Source organism: Metaclostridioides mangenotii (assembly GCF_017873185.1).
Lineage (GTDB): Bacteria > Bacillota > Clostridia > Peptostreptococcales > Peptostreptococcaceae > Metaclostridioides > Metaclostridioides mangenotii.
Genome location: NZ_JAGGJX010000001.1, coordinates 793,996 through 818,412, shown reverse-complemented (window position 1 = coordinate 818,412; position 24,417 = coordinate 793,996). Strand labels below are relative to the sequence as shown.

Genomic DNA, 24,417 nt, shown 5'->3' with positions numbered 1-24,417 from the left:
TAGCCCCCCTATTTATTAGTGTAAGATAAAACATTTTTAACATGTGTCATAACTCCGTATTTCAAACAATCTTCGTCTATATTGAAAGTAGAAGAGTGTAGAGGAGACCCTATATTTTTATCGGTATTTTTGCAACCAATATGATAAAATGCACCATCGCATATTTCTAGATAATAAGAAAAATCTTCTGCTCCAAGACAACCACTTTCTCTAATTATTATTCTATCATGTTCAAACAGTTCTGTAGCGTTTTTTTTAACATAATCAATAATTTTATTTGTGTTTTTTAGGACAGGGTAGCCTTTTTCTATATTTATACAGGCATTTCCACCTAAACTCTTTGAAGATAGTTGTGCTATCTCAATGATTCTTTTTTTTGTTAAACATCTAACATCTTCGTTTAAAGTTCTAAGAGTTCCTCTAATATTTACTTTATCACATAAGATATTTTCCTTTATACCTCCATTAATTATACCCATAGAAAGGGCAACTGAATCTAGTGGGTCCACATTTCTACTGGATATAGTTTGCAAAGATGTGATTACATTTGCTGCAATCACTATAGCGTCAGTTCCTAAATGAGGGTAGGCTGCATGGCATTTTTCACCTGTAACTGTTATATCAATTGTATCTGTAGAAGCATTTAGTGTGTTATACTTTAGCTCGAGAAATCCTGTATCAAGCCTTGGATCTACATGTAGACCAAAAATACAGTCGACTTTTGGGTTATCCATACATCCATCTTTTATCATAAGTTGAGCTCCACCTACCGTCTCCTCTGCGGGTTGAAAAAAGAATTTTACATTTACATTTAACTCATGTCTTAAGTTGTATAAAATCTTACATGTTCCCAGTAGGATTGCAGTGTGAGCATCATGTCCACAAGCGTGCATTTTTCCTGAATTTGTAGAACTATATGAAAGATTTAGATCCTCGGTTATTGGAAGCGCATCTATATCTGCCCTTATAGCTACAGTTTTTTCCTTACCTGAGTCTATATATGCAGTTACACCAGTATGATCATCGTAAATTTTGTAATCGATACCTATCTCATCTAGATACTTTATTATTTTTTCTTTTGTAACAAATTCTTCTAAGCCAAGCTCTGGAGTTATATGTATATCTCTTCTAGCATCTATAATCCATTTTTCAATTTCAGTACATATATCTTTGATATTTAACATAACATTTCCTCTCTATGAGTATATTTTTTTATCTACCTATACTAAACTATATTATATGAAGATAAAATATTGAACAGACATACACGAGTATTGGTTAAATATATTATAAAAATGCTCTAAGTATCATATCTTGTAACTGAGAGATACACATATGAATAAATATGAGGTGATAATATGATAGGAATAGTTGCTCCATCAGGACCTTTAAGGGATGGAGACTTAGAAGATATAAAGAAATGTATAGAAAGCTATGGACAAAAAGTGAAATTTAGCAGAAGCTGTTATCTAAATCACAAAGGATATTTAGCGGGCGATGACTTCGCTAGATGTAGAGATCTAGAAGCGATGTTTCTGGATGATGAAGTGGATGTTGTTATGTGCCTCAGAGGTGGATATGGTGCAATGAGGATTCTCGACATGATCAACTACGATATAATTAGATCTAATCCTAAGATATTTATAGGATTTTCAGATATTACAGCTCTGCACTTAGCATTTTATAAAAAATGTGGTCTTAAAACTTTTCATGGAATAATGGGAGCAAGTTCTCCAAGATGGGATAAGTTTTCTTATAAGTCATTAGTAGATGCTATTAATTTCAAAAATGAGCTGGTTTTAAAAAATCCTAAACATCAAAAAATACATAAAATTTTTGGTGGAATTGCTGAGGGTGAAATTGTAGGAGGAAATCTGGCACTTATTGTATCTACGCTTGGAACAGAATATGAAATAGATACAAAGGGCAAAATACTTTTTATTGAGGACATTGGTGAACCACTTTATAAACTGGATAGAATGATGACCCAACTTAAAATGTGTAAAAAATTAGATGAATGTAATGGAATCATTTTCGGAGACTTTAAAGATTGTGCTGATGAAAAAGATATATACAATCTTTTAAAAGAGACATTAAAAGATTGTAAGAAGCCATCAATATTTAATTTGAAATCTGGGCACTGTATGCCCATGCTTACAATTCCGCTGGGTGAGAGATGTGTTTTAGATGCAAACGAAAAGAATATCAAGATTTCAAGAAAAATTTAAATAATTAAAAATTTATTTTATGATAATATATATCCTAAAAAGTCAATGTTTTTCAAATTATGACGATAAAATATGTTATAATCTTTACAAAGTAGATTTTTATAGCAAGGAGGAATAAATATGTCTGATGACAGAATTATAGATTTTAATGAATTAAAGAATAAAGTTAAAGATAGCGATGTAGATAAATTTGAACAATATATATATAACCTTTATTTCTCAGTAATGGATGGAAATATTACTATGTCGGAGTTTTCGAATAAGATTGTAGATTATATGAAAGACAACAATATTTCTGAGAAGAAGTTTATGAATATCCAAAAGCAGTTTATGGAAAGATATGGCATGGACACCAATGAAATAGAGAGTCAACTTAAGGGTTTTGGAATAGATCCAGCAAACTTAGGTCTGAGTAATGATGGTAATAATTTTACAGAAGAAAATATAGATGCTTTAAATAATAGCATTGGGTTTTACGAAATATACGGGAGCAAAATTGAACCTAAGAGTTGTATATTTACTACTATTAAGAATGACACAAACGACATAGAAGTTATAATAGATCAAGAAAAAATTATGTTGTGCAGTGATAAAAAAATAAATCTTATGGATTCTGAGTTAAACGAGTTTTTATTGGCATATAAAAAGATGTTTGATAAAAAAATAAGAGTAGTTATGTGTGAGACAACGAATAAATACGATTACTAAAATATTATAAAAGTAGATTATACAAGACGGTAGTTTGATTTTTTATCAGCTATCGTCTTATATAAATATATTGGAAATTTATTTGAAAAATATATCGAATTATACATATCTTTTACTAAAAAAAGAAAGCGTTATCTCAGAATAACTTTGTGTGTATAAATAAAATATATGTAAACAATATGAAGTATAGTGAATATACATAGAGATTAAGCAGCTAATACATAAAAGCGTAAATTTGATTTTGAAGAGAGGAGGGGACGAAAGTGAGTGAATTTAATTTAAATTTAGAGACGAAGTATTGGAGCGACTTATTAGACAGTTATACAAATGTAGCAAAAATACCTTACGATTATTTTAATAAAGAGTCCGATGAAAAGCTATTGTTTAAATCGCTTATATTAGAAGAAAGTATATACAAAAAGCTTATTGATTTTTCAAGCAGAAATGGAATTTCAATAGAGATTATAATTGAAACTATATACGGTTTGATACTTCAAAAATATACTTACGTAGAAGATGTCGTCTTTGGAAAGACACTAGATTTTGTCCCTTTAAGAATATACTATAAAAATAATTGCAGTTTTATGAAACTGTTAAAGAAGGTGCAGCATCAGTGGATTAGATCACTTGAATACGCAAATAATCCATTTATATATATAGAAAATGAAAGTCTTTTAAAAGATAAACTTATTAATACAGTCCTTTTTTATAAGGAGATGGATATGCAAGATTGTATCGAGAGGTTTGATAAATTATACGAATTTTTTGTGGTATTGTCAGCAAGAGATTGTCTGGAAATCCAGATAGGATATAATAATGCAGTATACAAATCAGAGACAGTAAATAGAGTACTTGGGGAATTTAGAGATATAATTGAACAAATTCTAAAAGATGAAAACATATTAGTTGATGATATAGAATTTATATCGAAGTCTGAAAAAGATGTTGTTCTAAACAACTTTAACAACAATCAAAGAGATATCCCTATAAACAAAGACTACATATCTCTCTTTAGAGAGTGTGTAGACAAGTACCCCGAAAATATAGCAGTAAGAGATGAATATAAATGTATTAATTATAGAGAATTAGATAAATTAACTGATAAACTTGGAGGATACTTAAATCATATAGGAATTCATGCTGAAGATATAGTTGCTGTTATGTTGCCTAGAAATTTAAATATAGTGGTTGCAGCAATTTCAATAATGAAGGCTGGAGGAATATTTTTTCCTATAGATATAAACAACCCAAAAGAGAGAATAGAATATCTACTTGAGGATAGCAATGCAAAGGTTGTAATAACCTCTGATGAGCTTAAATACAAGGTTAAATCCATAGATACAACGATAGTAGATATAGATAGTAACTGTTACTTAGATAGGGTTTACAAACTTACAGAAACAATAACTCCAGATAATGGAGTGTACACAATATCTACTTCAGGATCTACAGGAAGACCAAAGACTATGACAATCGAACACAAAAGCCTAATAAATATGTGTTTCCACAGTATAGAGTCTATTGAAATAACAGAAGAAGACATATGCGGCGTATATTTGAGCTTTAGTTTTGATGCAGTTATGAAACAGATATTTCCTTACTTATTAGTAGGTGCATCAGTAGATATAATGCCAGAAGAATCAAAATTCAACGAATACACAGTAAATGAATACTGTGAGGAAGAAGATATAACGGTCTTGGCTCTACCTACAGCTATCGCAAAGCTTTTTATAAAGAACTGTAACAATTTCTCTATAAGAGTTCTTCAAACAGGAGGAGAGCGCCTAAAGGGGTACAAACACAGGGACTATAAACTCTATAACGAATATGGACCAGCAGAATTCACAGTAATATCGACTTCATTTCTAGTAGATAGAGAATACGATAGAGTTCCAATTGGAAAGCCAATATACAACACTTACGCATATGTATTAGATAAAACAGAGAAAGTCTGTCCAATAGGTGTACCAGGAGAACTATGTTTATCTGGAGTTCAAATTTCTAGGGGATACCTAAGAGACGAAGAACTTACAAAGAAAAGTTTTGTACCAAATCCATTTAGAAAAGACGAGTATACAGAAAAGATGTACAGAACAGGAGATCTTGTTAGGTGGCTTGAAGACGGGAGCCTAGATTACATTGGAAGACTTGACAACCAGGTTAAAATAGGAGAGTTCATAATAGACTTGTATGAAATAGAAAATACAATAAACAGAATTAAAGAAATAAAGAGTTCAGTATGTGTATCTAGAGAAGATGAAGAAGGCGAAATGTATTTAATAGCTTTCTATGTAGTTGACGATCACGATTACGACGATGTGAATTCAAGGTCTATAAGGTATTATTTGGAAAGGCAATTACCGAGTTATATGATTCCAAAGATAATTGTTAGGATTGATAAAATTCCAGTTACTCCTATCGGTAAGGTCAATAAAAGGGCACTTCCTATGTAGTATGGTTGGCTATTTAAATCCGGGCAATGCAATCAAAGTGGATATATTGCACCACAGATTGGGAAAAAGTCTGTAATTGTGCAAGATATCCTCTTTACTTACATTGCCCGGATTTAAATAGCCTTCCTTATAATAGGTGCGTTAAGAGCGGAATGGCTAAATCACCCTTAAAGCAATGTTTTCAGATCTTAGGTTTGGACTTTTTTCCACCAAAATGGGAGGAAAATAATAATTAAATAATGCAAAATATAAAGGGTGGAGATGACCAGCACAGTTACAGACTTTTTCCCAATCTGTGGTGCTGGACATCTCCATCCTTTATATTTTGAGCTATTTAATTATTATTTTCCTTCATTTATCTCTTCTACAAGATTATTCAGATATTCCCATCTTTCATACTTATGTTCTAGCTCGCCTTCCAATTCAGCTTTCTCATCTAGTATTTCCTGTAGCTTTGTAAAATCTGTAGCAAATTCTGATGTGCTGTTTTCAAGAGCTTCTATTTTTTTCTCAAGAGTCTCGATATCTTGATCAATGTTGTCGTACTCTCGCTGTTCATTGTACGAAAGTTTTACTTTTTTCTTTTCTTTTGGTTTTTCTGAGCTTTGTTTTACAGTACTTTTTTCTGGGGTTGAGCTTAATTTAATATCTTCTTCAAATTCGATATTTTGTATTTCCCTGTAAATAATGTAGTCAGAGTAGTTCCCTGTGTATATATAGATTTTACCATTTCCTTCGTAAGCGAATATTTTACTACAAACTCTGTTTAAGAAGTATCTATCGTGTGAAACAGTTATTATAACACCGTCAAAACTGTCTAAATAGTCCTCTAAGATATTTAAAGTAGTTATGTCTAAGTCATTGGTAGGCTCATCTAGTAGAAGAACATTAGGAGCCATCATAAGGACTCTGAGTAGGTGAAGTCTTCTTCTTTCACCACCAGATAGTCTGTTTATTTGGGTGTACTGCATTGAAGAGCTAAATAAGAATTTTTCACACATTTGAGATGCTGTGATTCTAGTTCCATCTGCTGTTTCTATATAGTCACTTGCCTCTTTTACATAGTCTATTGCCCTCTGATCTGGGTCCATATGACTGTCATCTTGTGAGAAGAATCCTATTCTTACGGTTTCACCTATCTCTATTGTTCCGCTGTCTGGTTCGATAGTTCTGTTTATTAAGTTAATAAGAGTAGATTTACCTAAACCATTTTTTCCTATTATTCCAATTCTGTCGTTACGGGCAATTGTGTAGTCTAAATTATCTATTACCTTTTTATCTCCAAATGATTTTGAAATATTGTTTATTTCAATTATCTTTTTACCTAATCTACTTGAAGATACTGAAATATCTATGTTTTCATCTTGCTTTGAAGTTTCTTTATTAACGAGATCGTCGAATCTCTGAAGTCTAGCCTTTTGCTTTGTACTACGTGCTAGAGCGCCTCTTCTTACCCATTTTAACTCTGTTCTTATTAGGTTTTGTCTTTTATCCTCTATACTGGCTTCCATAGCAAGTCTCTCTGATTTACGCTCTAAATAAGTAGAGTAGTTGCCATCGTAGCTAAATAGTCTACCTTTATCTAATTCTATTATCCTATTTGTTACTGCATCTAGGAAATATCTATCGTGAGTTATCATTAGCAAAGAACCTTTTCTAGAGTTAAGATACTCTTCGAGCCAATCTATAGTGTCGTTATCTAGATGGTTAGTAGGCTCATCTAATACCAATAAGTCACACGGAGTAATTAATGCAGACGCTAGTGAAATTCTCTTTTTCTGACCTCCTGATAATTCTTGTATCTTTTGAGAAAAATCATTTATTCCAAGTTTTGTAAGTATTGATTTCGCTTCACTTTCTAAATCCCATAGGTTTAAATCTTCGATAATTTCCTGTACTTTTAATATTTTTTTGTTGAGTTCATCGCTCTGATTTTTACTAGATTTTTCAAGTAAGTCATTGTATTCACCTATTATTTTAAGTTCTTTTGAAGAACTGTTAAATACTTGCTCTAGTACATTTGAATTTTCATCGTAGTTTGGATTCTGAGGTAGGTACTTGATTCGAAGTCCGTTAGTTTTGATTATTGAACCAGAATCGCTAATTTCTGCTCCTACTATTATTTTTAGTAGAGTAGATTTACCAGTACCGTTAACTCCGATCATACCAATTTTCTCACCTGAATTTATTCCAAGTGAGATGTTGTTAAGTAGCGGTTTTTCTGAATAATTCTTGCTTATATTTTCTAAAGTTATTAAATTCATAAATTTCACCTTTAAGTTTTATTTTCATTCAATATACAATATAATAAATTTATTTTTAGATTTTAATATAATATCTTATAAACTTACTAAATCGATTATTTATTTTTCGAAATGCTGATAGTCTGGATTTTTCCAGTGACCTCCCCAGCCCCAACCCCTGTTAGTGAAAGCTTTATAACACAGGTCGTATTTTTTTATCATTCCTATTTTAATATCATCTCTATTTGCATATGACTCAGAACCCTGTGGTAGCACAGCAGTTTCTGTTACATGAGGATTTTGTTTGGGATTGATGTCTATTGCAAGTCCTTTAGCATGATTTGAAAGAGTATCTGTTCCAGCAATTACTCTGTAACAAAATGCAGAGGTATTGTTATCTTCCATAGAAGCCTCATCATCTCCGTCGTAGTCATCGATTAACTTCATTTTTTCTATAGGATATTTTTTTTCATAAAGTTCTTTAAATATACTTACAGCTTCTGCTGCGACTTCTTTGCTTACAACCATTTCACCGTTATGTATCTTGTTGTCAAATCCGTAGTAAGTTAATTTTAAATAAGAAAGATCGCTAAATTTTATTAAACTATCTTCCTTAGGCATAGATTTACCTACCATTCTGAGCCTAACTTCATAAGGTATTTCAGAATGAGTGAAGATAACTTCTACTTTTTCCTCTTCTTTAGTTTCTTCTTCTTTAACTTTATTAGAATCAGAAGCTTCTTCATCTTTTTTAGCTTCTTCTGTAGGTTTTTCTTGATTAGGTTGCTCCCCTTTGGTTTCTGGTTTAGCACTTTGTGACGCAATTACTTTAGAGGTTGTCTTAGGATCCTCTTTGGATTTTAACATTGTGTAGATCTTAAATCCTCCAAATGCCAAACCTGATATTATTCCGATTAATACTAACAGAGTAAGCATTAATTTTGCTTTATTAATCTTTTTTTGTTTTTTATATTTTTTAGCCATTTTTAACTCTCCTGTTTACATATAAACTATATATATTATAACTCAAAAAAACGAACTAGGCTAACAGTTTTAGTTAGTTTAGTCCATTTCTCTGACTGTTTCTCCTATAATTTTTATTCCTTTTTCTATTTCTTCATGTGTCAGCCTTGAAAATCCAAGTCTAAGTGTATCGTGTCCTTTTCCGTCAACTGAGAATAGATCACCCGGCATAAAGATAACTTTTTTCTTGTAACACCTATTCAATAGTTTTCTGGAATCTATATTTTTAAGTTTTATAAAAAGATGAAGTCCACCATCTCCTAAGATGTACTCATGTAATATATGTTCTTTAGCACATTCATATGCAAGATTGAATTTATCGCCGTAAACTTTTCTTATCTTTTTAATATACTTTTCGAAAGCATCGTTTTTAAGATAGTCAAATAGTATAGCTTGATCTAAAAATGACGTGTGTATGCTTCTACATCTTTTAACGCTCTCAAGCTTATCAATGACATGTTTATCCGCAAATATCCAACCAATTCTAAGCCCTGGGAAAAGTATTTTTGAGAAACTTCCGATGTATATTACACCGTTGTTTTTATTGTCTAGAGAGCAGATAGGGAATATATGAGAGCTGTTGTAGAGAAGCTCTTCATTAAATCCATCTTCTATTATAGCTATGTTGTGTTTTCTCATTATTTTGTAGAAATTGTATCTGTCTTCAGGCATCATAACAGTTCCGGTAGGATTATGGTATGATGGTGTTATATATGCAAATTTAATTTTTTCTCTGTTAGCAGAGATTTTCGATTCTAACATGTTAAAATTTAGTCCATTTTCGTCTATATCTACACCTTGCATCTTTAAACCATGTGTTTTCATAAGCTTAATTGATGTGTTGTGAGTAGGGTTTTCACAGATAATTGTGTCACCTGGGACGGTAAAGGAAGAGAGAATCATATCAAACCCTTCTGTAAATCCATTTGTAATAAGGATATCTTTATTTGTTGTATCGACGCCTTTTTCTTTCATATAATTCAATAAATAGTCAATAAGAGGTTTATATCCTTTGGCATAACCATAGTTTAAAAGTTTGTGGCTCTCAAGTGAGATTCTGTTTAAAAAGGATTTTTTTAGTTCTTCTATATCGAATAGTTCTCCATCTGGTGAGATACTTTTAAATGATATTAAATCAGAGCTCCATGGAATTTCATTTTTTACTATATCCAACTCATTTGCAGATTTTGAATAGTCGTTTTCTAGGTTGCTCCAATTTATTGACCATGGAGTAGTGGATATAAAGTTTTCAGAGTTAACAAAAGTCCCTTTTCCAGACACTGAGTAAATTAAACCTTCAGCTTTAAGTTCGTCGTATGTAGCTATAATTGAATTTCTACTTACATTTAGAAACAAGCTTAGCTCCCTCGTTGAAGGGAGCTTACTGTTGTTTGGAATAAGACCTTTCGAGATCATATCCCTTATATATGTTTTAATCTGTATATAAACAGGTTCATCATCGTTTAGTTTTAGATTTGAAAATAACAAGTTATCACCTCTAATTAATTTACTGTAATGAATTAATATTACTATTAATACAGATAATTTTCAAATCTTTCTGATAGAGTTAATAAATTACTGTAAAGAGTATTCTATAATTTTATCTAAAAGTTGAGAATAGCCAATTCCTCTAGCTGCTGCACTTCTTGGTATCAAGCTAGTTTTAGTCATTCCTGGAAGAGTATTAAGCTCTAGCACATATATATTATCTCCATCGATGATTACATCTATTCTTACATAAGCCTTGCAGTTAAATATTTTCCAACACTCTTCAGATATTTTGTTTAATTTCTTTTGAAGATCCTCGTCTAGGTATACAACTTCTTCAGTAGCTCCGTTATCAAGAGAGTACTTTGATTCATAGTCGAAAAACTCAGAATCAGATTTTATAGATATTGTAGGGAAGACCTCTCCATTTAATACAAATGAAGTAAATTCTCCACCTGGTATATATTTTTCTATCATTACAAATTCATCGACCTCAAGTCCTTCTTTTACTGCGTTTTCAACATCATCTTTGTGTTTTACAAAGAATGTAGCTACACTTGATCCACCAGAGTTTGGTTTTATAAATACAGGATAACCCATGTTTTCTATAAAATCGTAGTCAATCTCGTCAACTGATTTTACAACTGTCCATGGAGCAGTAGGTAAGTTTGAATCTCTAAGCATTTTTTTACTTACGTTTTTATCCATGCACATACCACTGCAAAGTGATCCACATCCTGAGTAAGGTATATCCATAGTTTCTAAAAGGTGCTGAACACACCCATCTTCACCGAATTTACCGTGAAGTGCTAAAAGTGCAAAATCTATATCATCTGTAATTTTAGTGAATACATCTTTTTTATCGTCTATTATTATTTTTACAACATCGTATTTATCTCTATTTAAATTATTGTAAACTTCATTTCCTGAATTTAAAGAAACTTCTCTTTCAGAAGAAATACCACCCATTATAACTGCTATTTTCATAATTTACCTCCAACTATTTTAATTTTAAAGTTTTTTTATTTGATCGTCTTAATAAAGTATATGTTTTTATAGATTTATTTGAAAGTACCACTAAGATGTAAGTTTTAGTGAGTAGTGGTTTAATATTTAATTTTTAGGTATATTAATAATGTGAAAAAGTTGAAAATATGTTAACTGATTATTTACTCAATTGATATGTAAGTGCAAATTTGCTAAAATCAAAGTTATACAAAATATGCAGCATTTAAGTGTTGGACTAAAAGGAGTGTTGAATGTGAAAGCAGAAATAATAAGCGTTGGAACAGAGCTTTTGCTAGGGGATATAGTAAATACAAATTCTCAGTATATTGCTAAAGAATTAGCATCTATTGGAATAGAGGTCTACCACCAAAGTACAGTAGGAGACAACGTAGAAAGGCTATTCGAGTGTTTTAAAGAGAGTATAGAGAGAAGCGATGTTGTCATCACAACTGGAGGGCTTGGGCCTACAACTGATGATTTAACAAAAGAAGTAGCTGCAAAATATTTTGGACAAGAGCTTGAGCTTCACGAACCTTCTTGGGAATATATTAAATCTCTTATAGAGAGAAGAGGAAGAAAAGCTGCCCCAAACAATAAAAAGCAGGCGTATTTCCCAGAAAGTGCATTAGTTCTTAAAAATAACAACGGAACTGCACCAGGCGCTGTTTTGAGAAAAGACGATAAGGCAATAATAGTGCTTCCTGGGCCACCAAGAGAGATGGTTGCTATGTTTAATGAAAGTGTTATGCCGTATTTAAAACAATTTACAGATGATAAGTTGATATCAAAAACTCTAAGACTTTACGGAATAGGAGAGTCGGATCTTGAATTAGAGATAATCGATATAATAAATGGACAAAATAATCCAACAGTTGCGCTTTATGCAAAAGAGATGGAAGTAACTATAAGAATTACTGCAAAGGCAAAAGATGAAGAAGAAGCTGAACGATTAATTAAACCAGTAGAGGACAAGATAAAGGATAGAGTAGAAAAGTTTGTTTATACTAATGATGATAACTACAGTGGAGAAAGCAAAAATGTACTTGAAGAAGTAGCTGCAAAACTTCTTGTCGATAAAAACTTGAAAATAGCTGTAGCAGAGTCGTGTACAGGAGGTATGGTATCTTCTGCGTTAATAGATTACCCGGGAATTTCATCGGTGTTTGTCGAGGGTTGTGTAACCTATTCAAACGAAGCAAAGATCAAAAGACTGGGGGTAAAAGAAGAAACATTAAATAAATTTGGTGCAGTAAGCGAAGAAACTGCAATAGAAATGGCAGAAGGAGTTTCTAGAGGATTTAATACAGATATAGGAATCTCTACAACAGGAATTGCTGGGCCTGATGGTGGATCAACTGATAAACCAGTAGGGCTTGTGTATACAGCGGTACACATAAAAGGAGAAACAAAAGTTTTTAAAAATATTTATAATGGTGATAGACAAAAAATAAGGGCAAGAGCTACTAGAGATATATTAAATAATTTAAGAATAGAACTTTTAAAGTTGAGCTAGGGGGCATGGTTATGATAAAACAGATTTTTTGTGATTTAGATGGCACTCTATACAATGATGATAAGATAAGCACAGAAGACATAGAAGCTATCAAAAAAATAGAAGAAAAAGGTGTTATTTTTAATGTAGCGACTGGAAGAATGTTTAGCCAAGCAAAAAAGATAGTAAAAGAAGATCTAGAAATAGATGGATATTTCATATGCGAAAATGGAGCATTTGTATACAATAACAAAGAAGAGCTAGTATTTAAGGGAACTATAGATGATATGCTTGTAAAAAAAGTTATAAATAGGTTTGAATCAAAAGAGGCAGATATGTACTTTAAATATAAAGGAAAAGCTATTGTTTTAGATGAGGATTCAGATTTTAAATTTTTTTCAACAAATTTTATTGTAGATCCAGACTTTATAAATAGAAATAGTTATGAAAATATGGTAGGGAACATTGGTATAGCATCTAAAAACCCTGAAGAGCTAGCTAGACTAGAGCTTTACCTAACTAGTGAGTTTGGTGAAGTACTGGATATCTATCTATCAAGTGATATAACGCTAAATATTGTACCTAAGAAGGTTTCTAAAAGAGCTGCGATAGAATATGTATGTAGATTGTCAAATACTGATATGGATGAAGTTATGACTATTGGAGATTCTCCAAACGATATTTGTATGTTAGATGGATTTAAAAATAGTGTAGCGATGTCATCATCGAGAGAGGATGTTAAAAGCTGTGCAAAATACACTGCTGATAGCGTTGCCGAGGCGATAGATATAATAATTAAAGAGTATTAAAATCAAGTTGTGTTAGAAATCTATGGCTAGTCTGTAATTTTCTAAGAAGTTGTAAACTAGATTATTAAAAAGAATTAGATATATACAATTGAAAAAATAATAAAATGAAGATATAAAAAGGAGATTTAAATTTGAGCTTTACTACATCAAATTTAAATCTCCAGTATTTTTTTTAGTATATTTATAATCCTTAACCACAATTTGCGATGTTGTATGAAGCTACAGTATTAGATAGTATATTATCTAATATGTAATTTACTACACTTTTACACATATAAGTAGAAAACCTTAAATCATTATAATGATTTTTATTTGCTTCGTATTCTTTATATAAGTTATTGAAGAATGTTTCAAAACTGTTTTTTATTTCCATAGGTTTAAAAATTGAGAAGTCTATTTCCTTAGCAAAAGATGAAAGTTCTCTTTCGTATACAACATGTCTATTCATACTGTGTTTAAACTCCCAACGTTCATTGTGAGCTATACAGAAAAAATCGCACAGGAAGTGACATATAACCCCTAGCTCTTGGCTGAGTCTACTTATAGAAAAATACTTAGTCATATAGTCTAAAGTCAGTGAACTAAGGTGTTTAATCTTTTCAACAACCATATCTAGAGATTCTTCCATGTAGTGTTTTTTTAGTTTATACTTAGAAAAAGCATCCGGTTTAATATTTCCATAAATAAAATTTTTATCACTCAAAAAAAAGCTTTTATTATCATCCATATTTTCTAGTATTGATCTTGCTATAGTAAAATGGGTATTCATTAACATAGTTACACCCCTTAGATTCATAAGATTTTTAATACATACATTATATAGTATGGCTCCGTTTGTAAAAGTTTAACCATAAAACTCTCAACTCTTTCAATAATAGCAGTTAATATGGATTTTTACAATATGAAAATAGTGTAATTATTAGTAAAATTTTTGATAAAATAATAAACTTCTATTAATATTTTTGATCGATATCTTTTGTTAAATTTTTTGATAAAACAATGGATTATTAGGAGTATTTCCAAACGATTTATATCTACTGTGTATGTTCCAATTTCTTTCCTTGATACGAATCCCTAGACTTCAAAGTATCATCTATTTGGTTTAGTACTTCCCATTTTTTTAGGCTCCAGAGTGGTCCAGCTAATTCATCCCTTTTTCCGTCACCTGTCAGTCTGTGTATGATCATCTCTTTAGGTAAAATTTCCAATTGATCGCACACTAAATTTATATATTCATCTTTTTCCATAAGTTTTAGTGATCCATTTTTTAACATTTTCTCCATAGGAGTATCGTATATTACGTGGAGTAGGTGTATTTTGATGCCATCTACGCCCATTTCTCCTACTGCTTTTGCAGTTTCCATCATCATGTTGTAGTCTTCGCCAGGAAGTCCATTTATTATGTGGACTACGGTTTTTATATTCTTAGATTTTAATTTTTCTACACCTTCGAGGAATTCTTTGTAGTCGTGGCCTCTGTTTATTATTTTAGATGTCCCGTCGTGTATAGTTTGAAGTCCTAATTCCACCCAAAGGTTTGTCCTTTTGTTTAGTTCTCCAAGGTATTCTACTACATCATCAGGTAAACAGTCAGGTCTAGTTGATATTGATAAACCAATTACATCATCCAGTTCAAGTATTGTTTCATACTTTTCTTTTAAAACATCTACGTTAGCATATGTGTTAGTAAAAGCTTGAAAATAGCCTATGTACTTAGCATTATGCCATTTTTTGTGCATCATTTCTTTTATTTTATAAAATTGATCTATTAGATCATCTTTTGGATTACCAGCAAAGTCTCCAGAACCTTCCTTACTACAATACGTACAACCCCCATGGCTGATTGTTCCATCTATGTTTGGGCATGTAAACCCAGCGTTTATAGATACCTTAAAGACTTTTTCTCCAAAAGTCTTTTTTAGATAATAATTCCAAGTATGGTATCTTTTATTATCAAATGCATATTCAAATTTTTTCAAATCATTCACCTTTTCAATTTATAAATAATAGTTAAATTCCAACAAAGATATGTTATCACAAATCAGCTCGTGGTACAAACGGAGTATAGTAATTCTTATAAGTTAAAAGTAAAATTTAAAGGAGTATATAGTACTTATCCAATTTTATTAACCATATAATTAATATTATACAAACTTTAGGAGGTAATTCCGTGTACAAATTTGCTTCTATAATATTTGCTTTGCTAGCAGGAGGTTCAACTGCGTTAGAGGCTTTTATCAATGGAGAATTAGGAAAAAACACAACAGCTCTTGTAGCTACTTTTTTTAGTTTGCTAGTTGGAGCTGTATTTTTTTTGATAAGTATTGTACTAGCTGGGGATGTTAAGGAATTGGTATTTATTAGAGACGTAAATCCAAAATTTCTACTTGGAGGTATATTTGGCGGGCTTATAATTTACTTTACAATTATGGCAATTCCATCATTGGGAGTGTCTAATACCTTGGTAATAATCCTAGTCTCTCAGATTCTGCTTGGATTTTTTATTGATTCTATTTTGCTAGGTGAAGTGACTATGCACATTTATAAATATATAGGAATAGCACTAATGGCTATTGGAGCATTTTTTATATTAAACTAAAATACAATAAGTTTTTAGGACAGGATAGTGTATGATTTGGTATACTTATTTTATACAATTTATAGGAGGATTCAAATTGGATAATAATAAGTTTGTTTTATCTTTTAGCGGAGGAAAAGACAGTATACTCTCGCTTTATAGAATGATTAAAAATGGTAATAAGCCTGTAGCACTTCTTACAACTGTTAATAAAGCTGAGGGAAATTCTTGGACACATAGTTTAGAAGATAATATATTACATAGAATTAGTAAAAGCCTAGATATTCAGATTTTGTATGCCGAGTGTAGTGTAGAAGACTACGAAGTGAGTTTTGAAGAAGCTTTAAATAAGGCAAAGCACTTAGGAGCTACTATGTGCGTATTCGGTGATATAGATATAGCAGATCATAGAAAATGGGATGAAGATAGATGTAAATCAGTCGATCTAAAACCAGTGTTTCCGCTTTGGAATGAGGATAGAGAATCTATTGTAAATGATTTTATAGATTCTGGTTTCACTGCTATTATTAAAAAAGTAAATTTAGAATATATGGATGAAAGTTTTTTAGGAGAAGAATTGACTAAAGAAGTCTTATCAAAAATCAAGGATACAGGATCTGACTGCTGCGGAGAAAATGGGGAATACCATACAGTGGTTGTGGATGGACCTATTTTTAATACAAGGATAGAACTAAATAAAAAAGAAATTTCAGTAGATCATGGATACGGAAATCTTGTAATAGAATAGAAATGAATTGACTTATATTAAAAAAATCGTATATAAGTAGTATAAAAAAAGTTTGAACAACAGTTATTTTACTGTTGTTCAAACTTTTTATCAGTTTTACTTATAAAGTACTACTTAGATTCGGATACAGGTACGCTTATAAGTTTATAGTTTCTCTTTAAAAGAATTAATGATATTATCATACAGATAAATTCAGAAACTATTGTTGAATACCAGATTCCCTCTCCGCCGAATAAGAATATCATCGTAAATAGAGATACAGTTACTATTATCAATCCTCTACCAAGAGAAATTATAGTCGATATAAGTGGGCTTTCAACAGAAACGAAGAAAGCGGATACTATGACATTCACTCCTAAAAATAAGAATGATACCGAGTATATCCTAAATACTCTAACAGCTTCATTAAATAGAGCAGTTTCACTTCGATGTATAAATAGTGATACTATAGGTTCACTAAAGACTATGCAGGCTAAAAATACGACTACGGACGCTGTGATTATAGACTTTGATCCCATCTTAAACAGTGTTTTTACATTTTTGAAATTATTGGCTCCAAAATAGTAGCTTGAAAGAGGTTGCATACCTTGAGCGATACCAATCATCGTCATAAGTACAAGTATATTTATGTAGTTTATGACGCTGTAGTATATTAAGCCAGACTCGCCGATATACCTTTGGATATTTAAATTAAATAAAAGAATTACCACTCCAGCACTTAGCTCAGTTAAAGAATCAGGAAATCCTATAGCAGCTATTTTACCGATAGCTTTGAAATCGACTTTAAATCTAGTAAAATTTAGAGTAGAACTTTTTCTAAAAAAGTGAACTAAAAAGAAAGCAGTAGCCATGACTTGTGAAATACCAGTAGCGTATGCAGCTCCTTTAACACCCCATCCAAATTCCAGTACGAAAAAATAATCTAAGATTATATTTGTAATAGCCGAAATAACAACTCCAACAGTTGCTAGTATTGGAAAACCATCTGTTTTAATAATAACCTCTAAAGAATAAGACACTATAAAAAAACCATTGAAAAACATTACTATTCCAAGGTAGTCTTTGACCATGTCTACAGTAGAGTCTGTGGCACCTAAAAACATAGCAAGACTGTCGAGATTAAAATATGCTAATATAAGAATAATTGCCGATAGAACAGTTATAAAGACTATATTAAAAGTAAACACTTCATTAGCTGACTTTATATCTTTTTTACCAAGTAAAACTGCAATAACAGTAGATGCTCCTGTAGAGAAGAGAAGGGATACTGCAAAAATAAAGTTTATAAAAGGCATAGAGATATTTACAGATGCCAACGCTAGTTCTCCAACTCCTTTGCTTACGAAGATACCATCGACCATAGTGTAGAGTGAAAACACCCACATTGATACCACAGATGGTCCGAGATACCTTATAAATTTTTTCTTAAGACTAATATTTTCATTTGACAAAATATTCGAGTCCATATTACCACTCCTTGTGCTAATTAATTTAACGTAAAATTGAGATAATACATCTTATAGCTATAATAGATAATAAACTATGGTATAATACCAAGGTCAATGGAATTTTATAATTTTCAAATAAATTTCAAAATTATTTTGAGCATAATTGTAAATATAATACTTTATAAAATATGATTAGGAGAAAATATGAAAGAATACTATAAGATTGGAGAAATTTCAAAGATATACAATATAGGAAGAGACTCATTAATGTACTACGAAGATATCGGGATACTAAATCCTCTAAGAGATACGAATGGTTATAGAATGTACAGCCTGTCTGATATATGGAAACTTAATATGATAAAGGAGTTTAGGCTGTTAGATTTTCCTATGAAAAGAGTAAAAGAGTACATAGATGACAGAACGATAGATTCTACAAAACAGATTTTAAATGAAGAATTAGGATTGATAGACCAAAAATTAGATGAACTAATAAAGCATAAAAAAAATATAAAAAAGAGATTAATATCAATTGAAAATGCGCTTGAAAATGTAGTAACAGAAAATGTAGGAGTAAAGCATATTAAAAGCAGAAAGGCATTTATACTAAATGCAGACATAAAAAAAGATGAAGACTTTGATATCCTAATTCAAAAACTACGAAAAGAGCATGAGGGAAAATTCGATATAATTGGAAACAATAATTTAGGAGCAGTATTTTCTGACGACTCAATAGCAAATAATCTCTACAACGAATTCAAATCGGCGATATGTTTTTTAGAAGAAAGAGAAGATGCCTACGATATTGTGTTTGAAGAAGGTTATTACGCATCACTTAACTACACTGGAAGCTACACAAATAATAAAGAATGTATAGAAAAAATTTACAAATTTGTGAAAGAAAATGATTTCAAAATAACAGGAAGTGCAATTGAAATATACAAGATTGATATTCATGAAACGGGAGAAGAAAGAGAATTTATAACAGAGATTCAAGTACCAGTTCAAAAGCTTTTATAAAAAATTGGTTAATTGGTACTTGATAAGAATAATAATAATTTAATTTATTAAAAAGGTATATTTCTAAGTTAAATATGTTTTATTTTAAATCTATCACAGAAAATGTCTAAAATAAATATATTATAAATTAAACATCTCTTGGAATGTCTTAAAAATAAATAAAGAGGCTATTAAGCCTCCTTTATTTACTAGTTTTTAGGTAAACTATCTAAAGTTTTTAATTTGTAACCTTCTTTTTCCCAATGAGTGATGACTTCATCAAGAATCTCTGTATTAGTTTTAGAATTAGGATGAAGTAAAACTATTGCACCTGGATGAGTCCTTGAATAAATCTTTTCTTTTGCAAATTCATGTGTAGGTTGATTATCTTCATACCAATCTACATATGCAAAGCTCCAAAAAATAGATTTATATCCGAGATCTTGAGTGTATTTAAGTGAACGTTCACTAAATTTACCCATCGGAGGTCTAAAGTACTTAGGCATATCCTTACCAGTAACTTTTTTATAAGCTTTCTCAACGCTGGTAATCTCTTCTTTAAATTTTTCGAAATCTGTTATCCCAGCCATAGAAGGGTGCGTTTTAGAGTGATTGCAAACTAGATGACCTTCTTTGACCATTCTTTTAATTATTTCAGGATTTTTTTCAATGTAACTCTCAACTACGAAAAATTGAGCTTTGGCATTGTGTTTCTTTAGCGTATCAAGTATTTTTTCTGTGTTTCCGCTTTCATATCCGGCATCAAAGGATAGATAAAGAACTTTTTCATTATTTTTACCTACGTAATGTGAGTCGTATTTCTTAAAAAATTCAGCTTCTTTAATCGGTGTTGGCTGTTTACCATCTTCTCTTGGGTTAAAATACCAATTGTACTCCGTAGTACTTAAATCAGATATCTGCGTTTTAGTTTTGCTTAAAAAACTAGAATCAAAAAAAACCATTCCGCAAATAATTAATCCAAATAGTCCAAGGAAAATATATTTCTTATAATTTATATCCTTCACAAAATCACCTCTTATCAAATGTACATATTTATTAGTTATAGTTTTGATTATTGAGGTTAAAATTATTCATAGATAACTTTAAAAATTTAATTTTACTTTTAACACAACATAAACTATAATTTTTTTAGGAGATAAGTAACTATAATAAAATATTTGGAGGTCGTATTCTTGTCAAATAAAAAAGTTTATGCCGTTAGAAATGGTAAAAAAACAGGGGTATTTAATACTTGGGATGAGTGTAAGGAACAGGTAAATGGTTTTAAAGGTGCAGAATATAAGAGCTTTAAGACATTAGAAGAGGCTAAAAATTATGTATATGGAAGCGATTTAAAAAAATTTGAAATAGATGAAAATACAGTTGAAGCTTATGTAGATGGAAGTTATGAACATTCTATTAAATTGTACGGATCAGGTGTAGTTATACTAAAAGGTGATGAAGAAATAACATCTTTTAGTGTAAAAGGTAACGATAAAGATTTAGTAGATATGAGAAATGTAGCAGGAGAAATAGAGGCATCAAAAATAGCTATGAATTACTGTATAGAAAACGGTATAAAAAACTTGATACTGTACTTTGACTACGAGGGAATAGAGAAGTGGTGTATAGGAGCTTGGAAGACAAATAAAGTAGGAACTATCAATTACAAAAAATACTACGACAGCATTAAAGATAATTTAAATGTTAAATTTGTAAAAGTTAAAGCGCACAGTGGCAATAAGTACAATGATGAGGCGGATAGACTTGCTAAACTATCAATTGATAAATAAAATGTAAAAATAAAAGTGTTTATGAAGGATAGTAATTAATACTACTTATATTATATTAAGGGAGCAAAGAATATGTCTAATATGTTAAAAAGAATAATTTTAATTTTTTCTCTTATAGTATTTATTATTGGACTTGTATATATTGTAAACGATATAAGTAAAAAATATCTAAGTGCAAATGATAAAAATTCTATTAAAGATGTAGTAGAGGTTTTTGTTAAAGAGGATTATAACTTTAATGGAGGGAAGAATACTTTTTCAACAGTAGCTTCTGATGAATTTAAGCAATATTTAAAAGCTAGAAATGATTTAAAGAAAACAAATAATGATATCAATGGCTATAAGCCATTTGAAGGAAAGTTTGAGTTTGATTTTAAGAGTATAACTAAATATAAAGATACTGTTAAAGTTAATGTATATGTATCAGAAAATTTTTCTTATGATTCAAAGGGAGAGATAGTAAATGATGCTGGAGCTGGTAATGATTATGTGATTTATCTCTCAAAACTAGATGATTCCTGGAAAATTATGTCTGCAACAATAGATGCAAATGTAGATCCAGTAGATTCTTATTTTAATGTTAATAAAGAATTGGGTTATGAAAAAAATAAAGGACAAAAAAATAATGATATAAATGAAAATTTAAAAAAGATGTTGAAAAAAATTTATGAAATTAAGATAAACTTATATTCATAAATATATTATTGTAAAGTTAATGATCATACTTTGTGTAACCTCCCGATTGGTATAGGATAAAAATATACTAATTGGGAGGTTTTTTAAAGTTTACACAAAGCTTTAGGATTTACCTATTTAAATATTAATTCATCTTACCTTTTATTAAAGTTAATATTCTAAGTGAATATACCGTAGACACCTTCCAGTTCTTCTCTTAGAATCTCCGGATCATTTATTCCTTGATACATTGTATTACCTAATATATTTGCCTGATCGTAAGTAGAAGTCCACGAGAAAATTCCTCCAAGACATCTAGTAAGGACGTATTGTGTTTTCAAGAATAGAGATAAAGAATCTTCAAACGACATTGCAAATTCTCCCTCTTTAGTTAAATACGGAACAAGTGCTTCTTGATCGAATCTATATTGGTAACCGTTTTTATTTATATAATCTCTTCTAAGTTGATCGTAGGATCTAGTTAAATAAGATCCTAATCTACCGTAGAAAGGAACTCCTAAGAGTATCTTTTCAGGAGGCATCCCTGCATTTATTAGGTTATCTACCATCGAATCCACACTGTATCCAGCTAAAGATAGATCTGATGGATATAGGTTAGCGTGGTGTTTCCTAGCGTTAGCGCCAGTTTCACCAGCTGTGAAATCGTAGCTCATTAAGTTGAAGTAGTCAATTATAGGGGCTATTTTTTCTATTTCAGCACTGTTGTTTATATATGCATTATCTCCAGTACCCGCAACGCTTAGCCACTTGTTTGGACCTATAACGTCTCTTATTGCCGTAAGTAATAGCGTGAAATTTTCTCTGTCTTGCGGTCTAGATTTTATACCGGCAGCGCTAGTACCAGGATATTCCCAGTCTATATCTATTCCATCTAGATTGTATTCATTTATTAAAGCGTTTACTTCTCTTGCAAAATTATACCTTGATGTAGGTGTAAGAGCAGCGTCGCTAAAACCATCTTTGGAGTGCCCCAAAAAAACACTAGTATACTTTTAATTTTATCTCTAAATTACACTCATCTGTCTTATGAGCTTCATCTTTGTAATAATAAACTTCATCAATTATACTTTTTAACAATTTATTTTTCTCTTTAGGAGTTTTAGCTAAATCATAATATTCTAATACATTTCTTAATTTTAAAACAACTTTACTGTAGTCATTTTCCTGATAATTTTTTAAGTTAGAGTTTAGATTTCTTAGATTTTTATTTATGTTTTCAATTTTATCTTTTATATATTCTGAACGATCTAAAAAAGTATCTTCATCGTAAATTCCTCTTTCAAGAAAATTGAATAAGTTAATTTTTTGTTTTTCTAATTCATCTAATTCAGAATTTAATTTTTTAATTAATTTTTCATCTAGTATCTTTTTCTCATCAACAGTTTTATTTTTAATATCTTCTTTTCTGACCATAACTTGATAGTTGTTTAAAGTATCTTCTAAAAACTCTAATAATAATTTTTCTAAATAACTGATCCTAATTGAAAGATTACCACAACTGTGTTTACACCATAGATATGTTCTTTCTTCATCTTTAACTTTTCTTTGCATTGCATGATTGCATGTTTTACATTTTAATATACCGGCAAATGGATTTTGTAGCGCATGATGTCCTCCAAAATGTAAGCTTTTTATACGGTTTTCTCTGATTTCTTGTGCTTTTTCCCAAGTTTCAATATCAATTATTGGTTCATGTTTCCCCTCATAGCAGAGTACATTTTCAGCGGAGTTTTTAACTCTAATTTCATTGCCATTTTCATTATATTTTTTAGTGTTTACTATTTTACTATACATAATATATCCACAATAAGCCTTGTTCTGTATAATTCTGTTTATCGTAGAAGGTGTCCATTTATCTATTTTTATGGGGCTTAAACCTTTATTGTTTAAATGATTTGCTATTTTATAAATTCCCATGTCCTCATTAACATATAAATCATAGATTAATTTAATTATGTAAGCTTTATCATTTTTTATAAGTATCTTTTCTTTCTTATCGTTTTTTGCAATGTCATATCCAATAGGTGCAGTACCGAATATAAATTTTCCTTCTTCAATACTTTTTTTACGACCTCGTTCTAATCTTTTCTTTATCATTTTTAATTCTTGTCTAGCGATAAATGATTCTAACTCAGTATATTGTTCATCTAAATCATTTTCTAAATCGTATATTTTTTGTGGAGTTATAATCTTTGTATTACTATTTTTAAAGGTTTCTAATATAACACCTTGGTCTTTCATACCACCACGACCTAAACGGTCAATATCCATTACTAATACAGCATCATACTTTTCATTTTCTACCTCTTGTAATAATTCAATCATTCTTGGTCTATGTATTATGGATTCGCCACTTACTAGCTCTTCTTTGATTTCAACAATATTATATTTTTCTTTCTTGGCTAATTTCAGAAGTGAGGATTTATGCCTTTTTAATGTCTCGAATTCGCCATTTTTCTCAGCTTCTAAATCAGCTCGTGATTTACGTAGGTATATTGCTACATTCATACTAATACCTCCTTATACAGTATCTATATTCGTTTTAAGGATATTTTATTATGTATTTGACTTAAAAAAATGATAACTGATTGAAATCTTCTTTTCATTTATTTAGCAATAAAAACGTTAACGATATGGTTTGAAAATGGCATATTTCCAATAAAGATAAGTTTGTTGATCTAAAATGAATAGGACAAATTTTAT

General features: G+C 30.5%; 21 protein-coding genes. 10 read left to right on the top strand and 11 right to left on the bottom strand.

The genetic code is table 11. From position 1 onward, the window contains the following. Positions 1–8: 8 nt before the first annotated feature. The gene (locus J2Z43_RS03900) at positions 9–1,184 is read right to left on the bottom strand and encodes a M20 metallopeptidase family protein (RefSeq protein ID WP_209455936.1); all 1,176 of its coding nucleotides are present in this window, start codon (positions 1,182–1,184) and stop codon (positions 9–11) included. A 174-nt stretch (positions 1,185–1,358) separates the two neighbouring features. Here J2Z43_RS03900 and J2Z43_RS03895 point away from each other — a divergent pair, with 174 nt between their 5' ends. The 3 genes from J2Z43_RS03895 (at position 1,359) to J2Z43_RS03885 (ending at position 5,389) form a co-directional block, all read left to right on the top strand. After that, the gene (locus J2Z43_RS03895) at positions 1,359–2,228 is read left to right on the top strand and encodes a S66 peptidase family protein (protein WP_209455935.1); all 870 of its coding nucleotides are present in this window, start codon (positions 1,359–1,361) and stop codon (positions 2,226–2,228) included. Positions 2,229–2,348: 120 nt separating this feature from the next. Further along, positions 2,349–2,936: a DUF3867 domain-containing protein gene (locus J2Z43_RS03890; protein WP_024620600.1), complete on the top strand. Its 588-nt coding sequence runs from the start codon at positions 2,349–2,351 to the stop codon at positions 2,934–2,936. Positions 2,937–3,199: 263 nt separating this feature from the next. Next, the gene (locus J2Z43_RS03885; protein WP_209455934.1) at positions 3,200–5,389 is read left to right on the top strand and encodes an amino acid adenylation domain-containing protein; all 2,190 of its coding nucleotides are present in this window, start codon (positions 3,200–3,202) and stop codon (positions 5,387–5,389) included. Positions 5,390–5,730: 341 nt separating this feature from the next. On the opposite strand, the gene J2Z43_RS03880 is transcribed toward J2Z43_RS03885, so the two are convergent. The 4 genes from J2Z43_RS03880 to J2Z43_RS03865 all read right to left on the bottom strand — a co-directional run bounded on the left by J2Z43_RS03880 (position 5,731) and on the right by J2Z43_RS03865 (position 11,130). Beyond that, positions 5,731–7,653 (bottom strand): ABC-F family ATP-binding cassette domain-containing protein, encoded by a 1,923-nt coding sequence (locus tag J2Z43_RS03880; protein ID WP_209455933.1) that lies wholly within the window; start codon positions 7,651–7,653, stop codon positions 5,731–5,733. A 99-nt stretch (positions 7,654–7,752) separates the two neighbouring features. Continuing rightward, positions 7,753–8,616, bottom strand: coding sequence for a M15 family metallopeptidase (locus J2Z43_RS03875; protein WP_209455932.1), 864 nt, complete (start codon positions 8,614–8,616; stop codon positions 7,753–7,755). 78 nt (positions 8,617–8,694) lie between these two features. Beyond that, a complete protein-coding gene (pdxR, locus tag J2Z43_RS03870; RefSeq protein ID WP_209455931.1) occupies positions 8,695–10,143 on the bottom strand; it encodes a MocR-like pyridoxine biosynthesis transcription factor PdxR in 1,449 nt (482 codons plus the stop codon). Between the two features lie 87 nt (positions 10,144–10,230). Beyond that, the gene (locus J2Z43_RS03865) at positions 10,231–11,130 is read right to left on the bottom strand and encodes a D-alanine--D-alanine ligase (RefSeq protein WP_209455930.1); all 900 of its coding nucleotides are present in this window, start codon (positions 11,128–11,130) and stop codon (positions 10,231–10,233) included. A gap of 274 nt (positions 11,131–11,404) precedes the next feature. On the opposite strand from J2Z43_RS03865, the gene J2Z43_RS03860 reads away from it, so the two are divergent. Together J2Z43_RS03860 and J2Z43_RS03855 are read left to right on the top strand one after the other, a co-directional pair. Continuing rightward, positions 11,405–12,664, top strand: coding sequence for a competence/damage-inducible protein A (locus J2Z43_RS03860; RefSeq protein WP_209455929.1), 1,260 nt, complete (start codon positions 11,405–11,407; stop codon positions 12,662–12,664). Between the two features lie 11 nt (positions 12,665–12,675). Further along, positions 12,676–13,452, top strand: a complete 777-nt coding sequence (locus tag J2Z43_RS03855) for an HAD family hydrolase (protein ID WP_209455928.1) — start codon at positions 12,676–12,678, stop codon at positions 13,450–13,452. 190 nt (positions 13,453–13,642) lie between these two features. On the opposite strand, the gene J2Z43_RS03850 is transcribed toward J2Z43_RS03855, so the two are convergent. Continuing rightward, positions 13,643–14,227, bottom strand: coding sequence for a zinc dependent phospholipase C family protein (locus J2Z43_RS03850; protein WP_027701762.1), 585 nt, complete (start codon positions 14,225–14,227; stop codon positions 13,643–13,645). A 259-nt stretch (positions 14,228–14,486) separates the two neighbouring features. Then, entirely contained in the window at positions 14,487–15,431 is a 945-nt protein-coding gene (locus J2Z43_RS03845; protein WP_209455927.1) for a TIGR01212 family radical SAM protein, read from the bottom strand. A gap of 191 nt (positions 15,432–15,622) precedes the next feature. On the opposite strand from J2Z43_RS03845, the gene J2Z43_RS03840 reads away from it, so the two are divergent. Both J2Z43_RS03840 and J2Z43_RS03835 read left to right on the top strand, forming a co-directional pair. After that, positions 15,623–16,051 (top strand): DMT family transporter, encoded by a 429-nt coding sequence (locus J2Z43_RS03840; protein ID WP_027701764.1) that lies wholly within the window; start codon positions 15,623–15,625, stop codon positions 16,049–16,051. A gap of 76 nt (positions 16,052–16,127) precedes the next feature. Then, positions 16,128–16,778: a Dph6-related ATP pyrophosphatase gene (locus J2Z43_RS03835; protein WP_209455926.1), complete on the top strand. Its 651-nt coding sequence runs from the start codon at positions 16,128–16,130 to the stop codon at positions 16,776–16,778. 110 nt (positions 16,779–16,888) lie between these two features. Here J2Z43_RS03835 and J2Z43_RS03830 read toward each other — a convergent pair whose 3' ends face one another. Further along, positions 16,889–18,244 (bottom strand): MATE family efflux transporter, encoded by a 1,356-nt coding sequence (locus J2Z43_RS03830; RefSeq protein WP_209455925.1) that lies wholly within the window; start codon positions 18,242–18,244, stop codon positions 16,889–16,891. A gap of 186 nt (positions 18,245–18,430) precedes the next feature. Here J2Z43_RS03830 and J2Z43_RS03825 point away from each other — a divergent pair, with 186 nt between their 5' ends. After that, positions 18,431–19,246 carry a MerR family transcriptional regulator gene (locus J2Z43_RS03825; protein WP_209455924.1) on the top strand — a complete coding sequence of 272 codons (816 nt, stop codon included), beginning with the start codon at positions 18,431–18,433 and terminating at the stop codon, positions 19,244–19,246. Positions 19,247–19,434: 188 nt separating this feature from the next. Here J2Z43_RS03825 and pdaA read toward each other — a convergent pair whose 3' ends face one another. After that, entirely contained in the window at positions 19,435–20,250 is an 816-nt protein-coding gene (gene pdaA, locus J2Z43_RS03820) for a delta-lactam-biosynthetic de-N-acetylase (RefSeq protein ID WP_209455923.1), read from the bottom strand. Positions 20,251–20,418: 168 nt separating this feature from the next. Between pdaA and J2Z43_RS03815 the strand changes: the two genes are divergently transcribed. Then, positions 20,419–21,018: a ribonuclease H1 domain-containing protein gene (locus J2Z43_RS03815; RefSeq protein ID WP_209455922.1), complete on the top strand. Its 600-nt coding sequence runs from the start codon at positions 20,419–20,421 to the stop codon at positions 21,016–21,018. 72 nt (positions 21,019–21,090) lie between these two features. Further along, positions 21,091–21,714, top strand: a complete 624-nt coding sequence (locus tag J2Z43_RS03810; RefSeq protein ID WP_209455921.1) for a hypothetical protein — start codon at positions 21,091–21,093, stop codon at positions 21,712–21,714. 158 nt (positions 21,715–21,872) lie between these two features. On the opposite strand, the gene J2Z43_RS03805 is transcribed toward J2Z43_RS03810, so the two are convergent. Together J2Z43_RS03805 and J2Z43_RS03800 are read right to left on the bottom strand one after the other, a co-directional pair. Then, positions 21,873–22,688 (bottom strand): glycoside hydrolase family 18 protein, encoded by an 816-nt coding sequence (locus J2Z43_RS03805; protein ID WP_234925958.1) that lies wholly within the window; start codon positions 22,686–22,688, stop codon positions 21,873–21,875. A 7-nt stretch (positions 22,689–22,695) separates the two neighbouring features. Then, positions 22,696–24,222: a recombinase family protein gene (locus tag J2Z43_RS03800; RefSeq protein ID WP_209455920.1), complete on the bottom strand. Its 1,527-nt coding sequence runs from the start codon at positions 24,220–24,222 to the stop codon at positions 22,696–22,698. Positions 24,223–24,417 lie beyond the last annotated feature (195 nt).

Excerpts from the sequence above, each read along its gene's own strand:
- J2Z43_RS03900 (WP_209455936.1), bottom strand. The coding sequence starts at position 1,184 with ATGTTAAATATCAAAGATATATGTACTGAAATTGAAAAATGGATTATA.
- J2Z43_RS03895 (WP_209455935.1), top strand. The coding sequence starts at position 1,359 with ATGATAGGAATAGTTGCTCCATCAGGACCTTTAAGGGATGGAGACTTA.
- J2Z43_RS03890 (WP_024620600.1), top strand. The coding sequence starts at position 2,349 with ATGTCTGATGACAGAATTATAGATTTTAATGAATTAAAGAATAAAGTT.
- J2Z43_RS03880 (WP_209455933.1), bottom strand. The coding sequence starts at position 7,653 with ATGAATTTAATAACTTTAGAAAATATAAGCAAGAATTATTCAGAAAAA.
- J2Z43_RS03875 (WP_209455932.1), bottom strand. The coding sequence starts at position 8,616 with ATGGCTAAAAAATATAAAAAACAAAAAAAGATTAATAAAGCAAAATTA.
- J2Z43_RS03865 (WP_209455930.1), bottom strand. The coding sequence starts at position 11,130 with ATGAAAATAGCAGTTATAATGGGTGGTATTTCTTCTGAAAGAGAAGTT.
- J2Z43_RS03855 (WP_209455928.1), top strand. The coding sequence starts at position 12,676 with ATGATAAAACAGATTTTTTGTGATTTAGATGGCACTCTATACAATGAT.
- J2Z43_RS03850 (WP_027701762.1), bottom strand. The coding sequence starts at position 14,227 with ATGTTAATGAATACCCATTTTACTATAGCAAGATCAATACTAGAAAAT.
- J2Z43_RS03830 (WP_209455925.1), bottom strand. The coding sequence starts at position 18,244 with ATGGACTCGAATATTTTGTCAAATGAAAATATTAGTCTTAAGAAAAAA.
- J2Z43_RS03825 (WP_209455924.1), top strand. The coding sequence starts at position 18,431 with ATGAAAGAATACTATAAGATTGGAGAAATTTCAAAGATATACAATATA.
- J2Z43_RS03810 (WP_209455921.1), top strand. The coding sequence starts at position 21,091 with ATGTCTAATATGTTAAAAAGAATAATTTTAATTTTTTCTCTTATAGTA.
- J2Z43_RS03800 (WP_209455920.1), bottom strand. The coding sequence starts at position 24,222 with ATGAATGTAGCAATATACCTACGTAAATCACGAGCTGATTTAGAAGCT.